Raw genomic sequence first — 12081 nt, forward strand, 5'->3', positions numbered from 1 at the left:
CGGTGGCGCTGCATGCCGTACGTCGTGGTGAGTGCGCTCAGCCATCCCGGGCTGCGCCGCGAACGGAACGAGGACAGTCTCGTCATCGGGCCGTGGATTCTGTGCGCCGCCGTGACGGCGAATCCGCAGACTCTGGTCTTCCCGCTCGGGACGCCCCTCGTCGTCGCTGTCGCCGACGGTCTCGGCGGGCAGCCCGGCGGGGACGTGGCCAGCGCCCTGGTCGTGCGCCGGATCGCGTCGATCGGTGCCGCCCTGAGTAGCGAGGAGGCCGTCCGTGACGCCTTGAGTGCCTGCAACCGCGCCGTGTACGAGGCTGCCGGTGGCGACGAGGGAAACGGGCTCGCCACCATGGGGACGACGGTCGCCGGCGTCGTCGTACAGCCCGGCTCGCTGCTGGTGTTCAACGTGGGCGACAGCCGGGTCTTCGCGGCCCCCCGCGACGGGCTGCGTCAGGTGAGCGTCGACGACAGCCCTCGGCTCGAACCCGGGCAGCGCACCACGTTCCTCGTGACCCAGTGCCTGGGCGGTACCTCCGGCTACCGCGCCATCCACCCCCATGTGAGCGCAGCGTCCCTCTCGTCCGGCGACCGCTACCTCATCTGCACCGATGGTCTGACCGACCCGGTGACAACGGATGTGCTCGATGAGGTGATGCGGGAGCACGATGACGGCAGGGCGGTCTTCGAACTGGGGAAGGCCGCCATCGCGGCGGGCGGCCCCGACAACATCACGCTGGCGGTCGTACGCGTCGCGGACGAGTAGGACGCGCTCCTGCCGCTTCTTTCGTCCTGGATGCCGGCGTACCGGTCGACGGGATGGGGGAGTCATGTGTCGGCATCCTTGCTCGGCCGGCCGGCCGGCCGTTCCGGGCCCGGGTTGCCGGCGCATCCGGAGTACGCAGGGGTGCGGGCGGTGCTCATCCGAGGCGACGTGAGCCGGGAGCGACCGGCCGACGACCATACGGTCTTCGTGCACCAGCCGATCATGGCTACGGACCCCGATGGCTGCCTCTCAGTCACGCCCGGCCCGGACCCTCGCCCTGGTCGACGGCCTTCCCCCCGCCGCGAGCTGCCTCGGCGACCCGGCGCCGACCCGACGCCGTGCCTCAGGTGTTGTCTGTTCTGTCCCAGGGCACGGAGACCTTCAGTAGTCATCGGCAAGCTCCACACGAGTCGCGTGCTGAACAACGGGCCGACGCAGACCGGCTCACAGCTGCTGACGGAACAGATGGTTTGGCTTTGGCGGCCACGACCGGGGCCCCGTACACGGGTCAAAGATCGGTCACGAGGAGCCGGTAACCAACGTCGATGGTTTCCAGCGCAAGCAACTCGGCGTGACGGGTATGCCAGCGGTTGCTCCGCAGGTCGTCCGCGAGTTGAGTCAGGCCGGCTGTGATGGTGTCCTCGCTGGTCTGGGCCAGCATGGAAATCCCTGCGCGTACCTGCGGGTCGAGGTAGGCGTGGGGGCGACGCCAGTATGCGGCGCCGAATCCGTCCGTGCAGTCGTGGGGGACCCAGACCGGTGCCTGGCGCCCCCCGCCGAGCAGGTCGACCAGTTGGTCGGTCGGGATGGCGCGGGCGTCGTCGAACGCGGCTGCCTCCGGAAGGTAGTCGCGTACGAGCCAGAACCGTTCGCGGAAGATGTGCTGGTCCCAGGTCAGGATGACGATGCGGGAGCGGGCAACCCTGCGCAGTTCGCTGATTCCGGCTGTCAGATCGGTCCAGTGGTGGACGGTCAGCAGTGCCATGACGGCGTCGGCGGCGTTGTCGTGCAGTGGGAGGTTTTCTGCGACCGCCTGCACGGCGGGCGCGGATCTCCGGGGACGCTGGGCGATCATGACCTGGCTGGGTTCGATCGCGAGGACCGTCTGCGGTGGTTCGTACGAACCGGTGCCCGCTCCGACGTTGATCACGTCCGTGACGTTCCCGAGCGCAGCGTGGATTTGCGCGGCGAGCCGCGGATCAGGCTGTCGTGTCCGGGCATACGTTGTGCCGAGCGCGTCATAGGTGGCCATGCCAGTCAGTATGCAAAGCAGGCATGATCCCGGAGTGCCGAACGTGGCCGCGGCGACGGCGCAGATCGGGTACATCGTTGAGCATGGGGGCGAGCGTGCGCCGTCCTTGCCGCTGGGTCCAACCCCGCCCGAGCGGGGTTGCGGCTGCTGTCACGGCAGGCCAAGGCCCTTTCCAGGGCTGGGGAGTTGCCATGGACGCTCCGAGGCCCTGCTCCAGGGAGCCGAGCGGGTTTCGAGGAGAGGGACACTGCGCTGAAGCGGAGCTCATCTCAAGTGACGTACGCCGCCGATCGTTTCGCCGCGGCTCCGTTGGCGTGGACGGTTCCACCACCCATGCGTCTGATGCATACAAGGCGGGCGCGACCGCTGTGAGCGAGGAACATCCTGCTGGATACGGTGAACAAGAGCCGTACCGGCTGGCTGCGCGTCGAGGCTCACCTTTGCGATCGCCCTGGCAGCCCTGCCCGTTGTCGGCATCCTCCTGCTGACGCACGGGGCTGGGCCGCGGCCGGGACTGTCGCCCTCGCTGTGATCGTCGCGCTCCCTCTGCCCGCCGGCACGAACCGTGCCGAGCGGCCACCGACAGTCGGCTGCGTGCCGGCCCGCATCGCACGTTTCCGGCGGGCCCGCCTGCCACCATCCGCTTGCCGGCCATAGCCAGCAGCGCGGCTGGCCGGTGATGGTGAAGGCCAGCGCGGTCAGAGTTGGCGCATCGGCACCGCCGTCGTCGGCCCTCCACCCTCCATTGCGGTGCAACGCGCTGTCCATGCCGGCCGGCGCGTTGCGGGGCTCCGCCGTCAGTGACCGCCCGTGGAGGCCAGGTCAGCCGTGATAGGTGATGTAGCCGTTGCCGTCACGGTCGTTGCCCGATTTGGTGTACGAGTGGACGTCGGCGCGGGCACCGGAGGACTTGTAGAGGTAGATGGTGTCCTTGTCGTTGTTCCAGATGAAGTTGCAGTTCTGGCGGTAGACGACGTTGTTGGCGTCGGAGTCGGTGCCGTGGCCGCCGCGGAGCTTGATGTAGTCGCCGGGCTGGAGGTAGTGGTTCGCGGGGAAGACGAACCTGTTCCCGGCGGCGTCCTTGACCACGTAGCCCTTCAAGTTCACGGTTGTGCGGGCCGAGTAGTTCTTGATCGTCAGATACTCGTCCTTGGTGTTGCCGGTGGAGCAGCTGTTGGAGTCCCGGCCGGGCGCGTCGTACTGGACGCCCTTGATCTTCAGCGCGGAAGAGTACTCGGTGGCCTGCGCCGGGGCAGCGGCAATGGCAGCGAGCGTCCCGGCGGCGGCTGCGGTAGCCAGGGCAGTGCGTATACGCATGAGGATCCCCCCTCAGTGGTGCGAATGAAGCTCCCGGAGCATACCGGACACGTGCCTGTCAGGTGACAGAAATGTGTGGGAGCAGTGAACGTGAAGGTGGAGCCGGGCCGATGTGCGGTCCGCTGCCCGCTTCTGTCTCAAGGTGTGCCCGCCCGGGCGGTTGCGCCTGGAAACAGCAGTCGCCCCGGCTCGGGGCAGCAGCGGAACGGACGGCACGGCGCACCGGTCACCGTGCCCGCGGCATCCACGCCTCAGCCGGCCTTCTCCGTACGAGTTCTGGAACGTGGAGCGCATGCGCGAGGCGACGCCCCGGTATGCGGGCGGCACGCTGCCCACGCTCGATGCAAATGGCATTGGAAAGCCCGTCACGCCCAGAACGCTGCAGGTGAGGGGGGAGTGGGAAGCGGCAATTGGCCATTTTGAGCAGTGTCAGTTGGCCAACGCGGCCGCGTTGCCTCGTTCGGCCGACAGCGGTGGCCGGCGGTCATCGGTCGAGGTGTCATGACATCGCGACCCGCTCTCGAGAGCGGATGCGCGGCGGGCCGCGCACTTCAGGCAGGCGAGCCCGGCCAAGTCAACCTCGAAAGGTGGAGACAGCAATGCAGTACAACCAGGGAGATCGCGTGCAGTACCAGGGGCGGGACAACCAGAAGCACACGGGCCAGATCCAGGGCATCCGGGGTCAGGAACCCAAGGTGAAGTACACCGTCCGCGACGAGCAGACGCAGGTGGAAGAGCAGATCGAGGAGAAGCATATCGACCGGACGCTGTAACAGCATCGTGATGAGTCGCCCGCCTGCGAGGTGGGCGACTCATCTGTGTGGGGGCTGGCTGGTCACCTGAGCTGGGCCCATCTTTCGCTGCGTCACACACGTGCGGCGCACCCGAACGGCATGATTGAACACCTTCCCAAAATTCTGGGCTGTGGTGGATACCCAAGGAGACACAGGTCAGGCCGAGGCTACGCGAGGGACGGGAGGTGCAGGCGCTGGACTCACTCATCTACATGTGGCCATCCGGCTACTCGGCCCGCTACGGCGCTTCCCTGCCCGACGTCCTTGTCCAGTGCGCGGTGGAGCGCGGGATGACGGCGCCGGCTTTTGACGGACCGGGACACCGTCGCCGGCCTCTCCACGGCAGCGTGCAGGCGCAGTGCGTTCGCATCCGCCCGTTGCTACTCGGCGTCGGCCGGGCGCACGGCGCTTGTGACACTGGTTCTGCCCGTGGGCGATACCGGAGTCCGTGACGAAGGCGTGGGCATCCCGCGGCGAGGACGCCACCGTCCACGAGATGCCGAGGAAGAAGACGGCGGCCAAGAAGACGGTGAAGAAGGCGCCCGCGAAGAAGAAGACCGCGAAGAAGAAGACCGCGAAGAAGAAGTCCGCGAAGAAGACGAGGCAGGGCAGCAGCCCCGGTGAGCGCGCCGTCCGAGCTCACAGGTTGGGATCATCGAACTGCTCAAGGAGAACGTCGATCGGCGCGCGGCCCGTGGCGGCGGATGCGCCGTCGTGAAGAAGCTGTTCCGCCCAGATGACCTTGCCGCGGGTTGTGTACCGCGTTCCCCATCGCTGGGCGAACTGCGCCACCAGGAACAGCCCCCGCCCGCCTTCGTCCGTGGTCGCCGCCCGCCGCAAGCGCGGCGAGGTGCCGCTGCCGTCCGACACCTCGCAGATCAAACAGCGTCCGTGCAGCAGCCGCACCTTGACCGGCGGCGATCCGTACCGGATCGCGTTCGTGACCAATTCGCTGAGGATCAGTTCCGTGGTGAACCCGGTCTCTTCCAGCCCCCACTCCAGCAACGTCTCCCTGCAGCGCGCCCGCACCGAGGGAACCACCGCCAGGTCCGGCGGCACGTCCCACTCGGCCACGCGCGAGGGCGGGAGCATCCGGGTACGCGCAGCCAGCAGCGCGATGTCGTCGCAGGAGTGTGCTGGCTTCAACGTGTCGATGACCGCCTGACACGTCTCCTCCGGAGTGCGGCCCCCAGACCCGCCCAACGCCCGGCGCAGCCTCTCCAGCCCGACGTCGATGTCGAGGGTGCGGTCCTCCACCAGGCCGTCGGTGTACAGCACCAGTTGTGAACCCTCCGGCAGGGACAGCTCGGCGGTCTCGAAGGGGTAGCCTCCCAGGCCGAGCGGCGCCGAGGCCGGCACGCCGGGACAGGTGACCGTCCCGTCAGGGCGCACCACCATCGGTTCCGGGTGTCCCGCACGAGCCATCGTGCAAGCCCCCGCCACCGGGTCGTAGACCGCGTACAGGCACGTCGCTCCGGTCACCCCCTCCCCCTCGTGGCCTTCCGCGGCATCGCCCGTGCTCTCCTCGTTGTCCATTCGGACGACCAGGTCGTCCACGTTGCCGAGCACCTCGTCCACGGGCAGGTCCAGGGATGAGAAGGTGTGTACCGCGGTGCGCAGCCGGCCCATCGTCGCCGCTGCGTGCAGCCCGTGACCGACGACGTCACCCATCACCAGCGCCACTCGTGCGCCCGGAAGCGGGATGACGTCGAACCAGTCCCCGCCCACCCCCGCCTCCGCGGGCAGATACCGCCAGGCCACCTCCAGTGCGTCCTGCTCCGGCTGCCCCCGCGGCAGCAGGCTGCGCTGCAGCGTCACCGCCATCGCGTGCTCCCGGGTGAACCTCCGGGCGTTGTCGATGGCTACCGCCGCCCGCGCGGCCAGTTCCTCCGCGAAGGTGAGATCCTCCGACTCGAACGCCGGGGAGTCCACCGTCCGGTAGAAGTTCGCCACGCCCAGCGGTACGTTCCGCGCCCTCAACGGAACGGCCACCAGGGAACGCAACCCGCGCTCCAGGGCCCGCCTGGCGCGCTCCGCATCCTGTTCCCGCCAGCCCTGTGCCTGCCGCAGGTCCGCCTCGAGCATGATCCGTCGCTCCTGCAGCGCCCGCATCTGCGGTGTCCGGGGCGAGAACGTGATCACTTGGCCCAGCGGATACACCGGAATCATCCGCCGATCGCCGCCCGGCGCAGATGCCGCCAGCCCTCCGCCGTGGCCTCCCACCCCCGCAGCACCGCTTCGAGCAGATCCACCGTCACGAGGTCGGCGAACTGCGGCACCGCCACGTCGGCCAGTTCCTGGGCCGTACGCTTTACTTCCAGCGTGGTCCCGATCCCCACCCCGGCCTCGTACAGCAGCTTCAGCCGCTCCCGCGCGACCTCGGCCCGCCCTGAGACCGCTGCCAGCTCCGTGGTGTCCCGCAGCGTCACCACGCTGCCTCCCCGGCCGGCCTGCGGGTACGTGGGCCGCTTGTTCACCGCCAGCAACCGGTCCTGCGCGAGATGCACCTCATCGGTGACCGCCTCCCGCGACGTCAGCAGGCGCGTGATCTGCTCCGGCAGTCCCAGCTCCCGCACCGGGCGCCCCTGCACGTCCGCCGGCAGTCCGAGCAGCCGCGTCGCCTCGTCGTTGGCCAGCAACAGTCGTCCGTCGGCGTCGGTGATCAGCACTCCTTCCCGCACCGCGTGCAGGACCGCGTCGTGGTGCTCGTACAACTGCGCCAGCTCCACCGGGGCCAGGCCGCGCGTCTGCCGCCGCAGCCGCCGGGACACCAGCGTCGTCCCGGTCATGGCCAGCGCCAGCGCGGCCGCGCCGCTGCCCAGAATGATCGGCAGCTGCGGCATCCACAGTCCCGCCACGTTCTTGACCGTGATCCCGGCGGAGACCAGGCCGACGACCTTGCCGCGCGAGTCGGTCACGGGGACCACCGCCTGCACGTCCGTCCCTCTGCCCGCGGGCAGAGGCGGCCCACCGGCCTGCTCCACGACGGTACGGCCCTCCAGCGCCGGTTCGATGGTGCCGACGAACTTCTTCCCGATCTCCCGCGTGTAGGGATACGTATAACGAATCCCCTTCGTGTTCATGGCGACGACAAAATCCACGCCCGCACGCTTCCGCGCCGCTTCGGCCCAAGGCTGGAGCACCGCTGTCGGATCCCGGCTCTGCAGCGCCTCGGCCACGCCACGAGCGCTCGCGAACGACTGCGCCGCGACGACCGACTCGGCCGACCTGTACACCAAGACCTCGCCCGAGGGCCACACGTGGCAGTTCGGCTATGACGCGTTCGGCAACCTGACCTCGGTCACCGACCCCGACGGCACCGCCACATCCACCACCGGCGACTACACCACCACCTACGCATACAACTCCTACGGTGAACTGACAACCGCCACCGACGCCGACAACAACCCGACCTCCTACAGCGACTTCACCGCGGTCGGCTACCCAAAGACGATCACGGACGCGAAGAGCGAGTCGTCGTCGTACGTGTACGACGAGCGCGGCCAGGTCACCTCCGTGACCGACGCCGACGACAAGACGACCACGCAGACGTACGACACGTACGGGCGTCCGCTGGTCAAGACGGTGCCCAAAGACCAGGCGAACGGGGTGTACATCACCACCCCGGCCCCGGTCTACGACGCCAACGACAACGTCACCACGTCGACGGCGCCCAACGGCGCGGTGTCCACGGCGGTCTACGACGACGCGGACGAGATCACCTCGGCCACGGCCCCCAAGGACACCTCCACCTCCGACGACCGGGTGACGACCTACACCTACGACAAGGTCGGCAACCTCAAGACGACGACCGAGCCCAAGGGCACCCTGACCACGTCGGACGCCACCGACTACGTCACCACCAACAACTACGACGCGATCAACCAGATCACCTCCGTGGTCAACGCCGACGGCGACACGATCTCGTACGAGTACGACAACGTCGGCAACACGGTCACGGTCATCGACCCGATCAAGAACGCCACGACCGACACCACCGACTACACGACCAAGACCGCCTACGACCTGGACCACCGCGTCACACAGGTCACCGACGCGGCCGGCAACACGACGAAGAAGGGATACGACAAGGACGGCCGCGTCACCTCGACCACGGACGCGGACGACAACACCACGCTCATCACCTATGACGAGCGCGGCAAGACCGCCCAGGTGCAGGTCCCGCACGAGGGCACCTCGCCGATCACGTACCGCACCACCAAGTACGAGTACGACCAGGTCGGCAACGTCACCAAGGTCCTCACGCCGCGTTCGGTGGACGCCGGGTCGACCGACGCGTTCACCCAGCGCACCGAGTACGACGCGCTGAACCGCCCGGTCAAGAACTACCAGCCCTACGACCCCAGCGACGCCCGCTACAACGACCCGAACGTCTACACGCAGACCACATATGACGCGGTCGGCCGTGTGAAGTCGACGTCGCTGCCGCCGTCGGAGGGCCAGACGGTCCGCAACACGACCAACTACAGCTACTTCGACAACGGCTGGGCGCAGTCGTCCACGGACCCGTGGTCCATCACCACGACCTACGACTACAACGACCTGGGCAAGCAGACCGCCCGGACGCTGACGTCGGCGGGCGGTTCCTCGAACCGCACGATGGACTGGTCCTACTACCCGGACGGCAAGCTCAAGTCCCGCTCCGACGACGGTGTTCCGGTCGGCAAGGACGTGGTCCTGGTCGACAACTCCGACACCCAGAACACGTCGAAGACGGGTACCTGGACGACAGGTGACGCCACCGACCAGGAGGGCTACGACCACCTCACCCACGCCGCGGGCACGGGCACGGACGCGTTCACCTGGACGCTGAACATCCCCTCGGATGGCACGTACGAGGCGTTCGTGAAGTTCCCGACCGTGTCGGGCGCGACGACCACGGCGAAGTACACGGTGACGCACGACGGCGGGACGACCGACAAGACGGTCGACCAGACGTCGGGTGCGGGCACCTGGGTCTCGCTCGGCTCGTACGCCTTCAAGCAGGGCAACGCGGCCAAGCTGCAGCTGTTCGAGAACAGCGGGGGCACGGTCGTCGCCGACAGCGTGAAGCTGGTCCGCGACAACTCCGCCGACACCGACACCGAGCAGAAGTCGTTCACGTACTCCTATGACGCGAACGGCAACCTGACCACGATCGGTGACACCTCCTCCACGGCGAAGATCGACACCTACGACATCGCCTACACCGGCCTCAACCAGGTCCAGAAGGTCTCGGAGCTGTCCGGCGGGGTGACCAAGACGTCCACCTCGTACACCTACAACGCGGACGGCCAGCCCAAGACCGTCGACCACCCGGGCCAGTACTCGGCCTACACCTACGACCTGCGCACCCTGGTCAAGTCCGTGTCTGTGGGCACCTCGTCCACGGACTCGTCACCGAAGGTGAGCTCGTTCACGTACACCGCCCGCGGCCAGAAACTGAAGGAGACCAAGGCCAACGGCAACACCGTCGACTACACCTACTACCTCGACGGCCCGGTCAAGTCAACCACGGAGAACAAGTCCGACGGCACCACCCTCGTCGACTCGCACACCTACACCTATGACCCGAACGGGAACAAGGCGCAGGACGTGGCGAAGAAGATGAACGCCGACGACCACACGGCGTACCTGTCGTCGACGACGGACTACACCTACGACCCGGCCGACCGCCTGGCCAAGGCCGTCAAGACGGGCAACGGCGCCGACACCGAAACCTACGGCCACGACAACAACGCCAACGTCATCAGCCAGACCGTCGGCGGAACCACCACCACCTACACCTACGACCGCAACCGTCTGCTCACCGCGAGCGCCGGTGGCGGGACTTCGGACTACAACTACGACCCGTTCGGCCGCCAGGAATCGGTCACGTCCGGCGGGAAGATCATCGCCCGCACCACGTACGACGGCTTCGACAACGTCAGCGAGTCCCAGAAGACGGACTCGACCGGCACGATGCAGTCCACGACGTACACGTACGACCCGCTGGACCGCACCGCCTCCAAGACGGCGAACAGCAAGACGACGGACTTCGACTACCTCGGCCTGTCGAACCAGGTCGTGGACGAGAAGGTCGCCGGCACGCTGACCAAGTCGTACCAGTACAGCCCGTGGGGCGAGCGCCTGTCGCAGATCACGCACAACAGCGACGGTACGACCTCGGACGGCTACTACGGCTACAACAGCCACACCGACGTCGAGACCCTCACCGACGACTCCGGCAACACCAAGGCCACGTACGGCTACACCGCCTACGGCTCGGACGACAAGTCAGGGCGAACTGGTCGGCGTCTGGCGCCACCACGTCATCTTCACCGACAGCCCGTACGTCCTGGCCCAGGCCGAACCCATGCACCGCGAACACGCCCAGGTCGAGCAGGTCTTCGCCGACCTGGAAGACTCCGCACTCGCCCATCTTCCCTCGGGGAAGTTCACCGCGAACGCCGCCTGGCTCACCCTCGCCGCCACCGCCTACAACCTCACCCGCGTCGCCGGCCACCTCGCCTCTGTCTTCCATACCAGGGCACGGACCGGCACCATCCGCCGCCACCTGATCCACATCCCCGCCCGGATCGCCACCGGCGCCCGCCGTCTCACGCTCCACCTGCCCCAACGCTGGCGCTGGGCCGGCGACTTCTCCGACCTGTGGACGGCGACCGGACAGCGCATGGTCACCTGACCCGCGCGACCGCCCTGCCCGCCCACGCCCCGAAAGACCTCGGAGACCCCGCACGGACGGCCACCCGGCGATCACCGCTGCCCGCGTCCCGAAGAAACACCCGGAACCCGCCCGACACCCGTGACCAGAATTCACGCGGTGGATCGAGGTTCAGAGGAACTGCACTCATCGCGGACTTCGTCGCCGAACACGCCAATGGACCGACCCAGCCCCGGTCCTCCACCCCAGCCCGTCGGCCGCAGCGCCCCCTGCACGGCCACCACGGCCGTGCAGGGGGCGTGTCCCCAAGCGTCCGTCGATCCGGCCACGATGAGCGCAGACGGGGCGGCGTTCAGGCCGGAATCACCCAGCCCGGCGCCCAGGTCCCGGCGGCGTCGTGGTCGGCCGCTCTGGCGGCGAGGTGGGCGCGGAGGGTGGCCAGCGCTGGGTGGGGGTTGTCGCGGTGCCAGAGGAGCGAGTGCGGGTAGACGGGCGTCGGGTCGGTCACCGGGATGCGGCGCAGGCCGTGGTCCGCGGGCCAGACGAGGCGGGTCTGCTCGCCCATGAAGGTGGCCAAGGCCGGGGTGTCGGCGATGGTGTCGAGGAGTGCGTCGGAGCCGAAGTTGGGGCCGGTCGCCTCGATGGTGAGGCCGAACTCAGCGATGAGGTCGTCGTAGTAGGCGGCCCACTCGGTACCGGGGACGATGCCGGGCATCCAGATCCGGTGTCCGGCGAGCTGAGCGACGGTCACCGACCGGGCGCCCGCCAGCGCGTGAGCGGGGCCGGTGAGGAGCTGGAGCTGCTCGTCGAGCACCCGGACGGACTCGATGTCCTCGGGAAGGGGCCGGCCGGGCACGGCGACGGCGCGGAAGGACGCGTCGATCGCACCGGACCGGATGGCGGCGACGGCCGTCTCGATGTCGAACAGCCATACCACGTCGAGCTCGATCTCGGGGTGCGCGCGGTGGAATCCGCGCATCAGGCCCGACGCCGCGCTGCGCGAGGCGATCACGTCGACGCGCAGCGGACGGCGGCCGGTGCGTACGGACGCGACCGCGCGCTCTGCGACGCGCAGCAGCTCGCGCGCGTGGGGCAGGAACGCCTGCCCATCGATGGTGAGCTCGGCGCCGCGCGCGGTGCGGGTGAACAGCCGCACCCCGAGGTTGCGCTCCAGCGCGGCGATGCGCTTGGAGACAGCCTGCTGGGTGACCGCCAGCTCCGCGGCGGCCTCCTGGAACTGCCCCGCGTCGGCGGCGGCGACGAAGGTCCGGACGGTGTCGAGGTCCATGCCG

Annotated in this window: 8 protein-coding genes and 1 pseudogene; 5 read left to right on the forward strand and 4 right to left on the reverse strand. The window is 68.4% G+C overall.

All coding sequences use genetic code 11. The features are described 5' to 3' along the window. Positions 1–12 precede the first annotated feature (12 nt). Positions 13–762, forward strand: coding sequence for a PP2C family protein-serine/threonine phosphatase (locus OG390_RS49000; protein WP_406177196.1), 750 nt, complete (start codon positions 13–15; stop codon positions 760–762). Between the two features lie 508 nt (positions 763–1270). Here OG390_RS49000 and OG390_RS49005 read toward each other — a convergent pair. Both OG390_RS49005 and OG390_RS49010 read right to left on the reverse strand, forming a co-directional pair. Further along, positions 1271–2014 (reverse strand): class I SAM-dependent methyltransferase, encoded by a 744-nt coding sequence (locus OG390_RS49005; RefSeq protein ID WP_406177198.1) that lies wholly within the window; start codon positions 2012–2014, stop codon positions 1271–1273. A gap of 822 nt (positions 2015–2836) precedes the next feature. Beyond that, entirely contained in the window at positions 2837–3331 is a 495-nt protein-coding gene (locus OG390_RS49010) for a lamin tail domain-containing protein (protein ID WP_406177200.1), read from the reverse strand. Between the two features lie 292 nt (positions 3332–3623). On the opposite strand from OG390_RS49010, the gene OG390_RS49015 reads away from it, so the two are divergent. The 3 genes from OG390_RS49015 (at position 3624) to OG390_RS49025 (ending at position 4749) form a co-directional block, all read left to right on the forward strand. Then, positions 3624–3836 (forward strand): hypothetical protein, encoded by a 213-nt coding sequence (locus OG390_RS49015; RefSeq protein WP_406177201.1) that lies wholly within the window; start codon positions 3624–3626, stop codon positions 3834–3836. A 94-nt stretch (positions 3837–3930) separates the two neighbouring features. Next, positions 3931–4104: a hypothetical protein gene (locus OG390_RS49020; protein WP_406177203.1), complete on the forward strand. Its 174-nt coding sequence runs from the start codon at positions 3931–3933 to the stop codon at positions 4102–4104. Positions 4105–4554: 450 nt separating this feature from the next. Further along, complete coding sequence (locus OG390_RS49025; protein WP_406177205.1) at positions 4555–4749, forward strand: hypothetical protein; 195 nt, start codon at positions 4555–4557, stop codon at positions 4747–4749. Between the two features lie 15 nt (positions 4750–4764). Here the strand turns inward: OG390_RS49025 and OG390_RS49030 are convergent. After that, positions 4765–7346: pseudogene (locus OG390_RS49030) on the reverse strand (SpoIIE family protein phosphatase); the annotation flags it as partial. Between the two features lie 3134 nt (positions 7347–10480). Here OG390_RS49030 and OG390_RS49035 point away from each other — a divergent pair. After that, positions 10481–10810, forward strand: a complete 330-nt coding sequence (locus OG390_RS49035; RefSeq protein WP_406178325.1) for a transposase — start codon at positions 10481–10483, stop codon at positions 10808–10810. Positions 10811–11141: 331 nt separating this feature from the next. Here the strand turns inward: OG390_RS49035 and OG390_RS49040 are convergent, their stop codons facing one another. Beyond that, positions 11142–12077: a LysR family transcriptional regulator gene (locus tag OG390_RS49040; protein ID WP_406177207.1), complete on the reverse strand. Its 936-nt coding sequence runs from the start codon at positions 12075–12077 to the stop codon at positions 11142–11144. Between the last annotated feature and the right edge of the window lie 4 nt (positions 12078–12081).

The sequence above is a fragment of the Streptomyces sp. NBC_00996 genome (assembly GCF_045162675.1).
Classification (GTDB): Bacteria; Actinomycetota; Actinomycetes; order Streptomycetales; family Streptomycetaceae; genus Streptomyces.

Bases quoted from the DNA above. Each gene is read 5' to 3' on its own strand.
- OG390_RS49040 (WP_406177207.1), bottom strand. From the start codon at position 12,077: ATGGACCTCGACACCGTCCGGACCTTCGTCGCCGCCGCCGACGCGGGG.
- OG390_RS49005 (WP_406177198.1), bottom strand. From the start codon at position 2,014: ATGGCCACCTATGACGCGCTCGGCACAACGTATGCCCGGACACGACAG.
- OG390_RS49015 (WP_406177201.1), top strand. From the start codon at position 3,624: ATGCGCGAGGCGACGCCCCGGTATGCGGGCGGCACGCTGCCCACGCTC.
- OG390_RS49000 (WP_406177196.1), top strand. From the start codon at position 13: ATGCCGTACGTCGTGGTGAGTGCGCTCAGCCATCCCGGGCTGCGCCGC.
- OG390_RS49035 (WP_406178325.1), top strand. From the start codon at position 10,481: ATGCACCGCGAACACGCCCAGGTCGAGCAGGTCTTCGCCGACCTGGAA.
- OG390_RS49020 (WP_406177203.1), top strand. From the start codon at position 3,931: ATGCAGTACAACCAGGGAGATCGCGTGCAGTACCAGGGGCGGGACAAC.
- OG390_RS49010 (WP_406177200.1), bottom strand. From the start codon at position 3,331: ATGCGTATACGCACTGCCCTGGCTACCGCAGCCGCCGCCGGGACGCTC.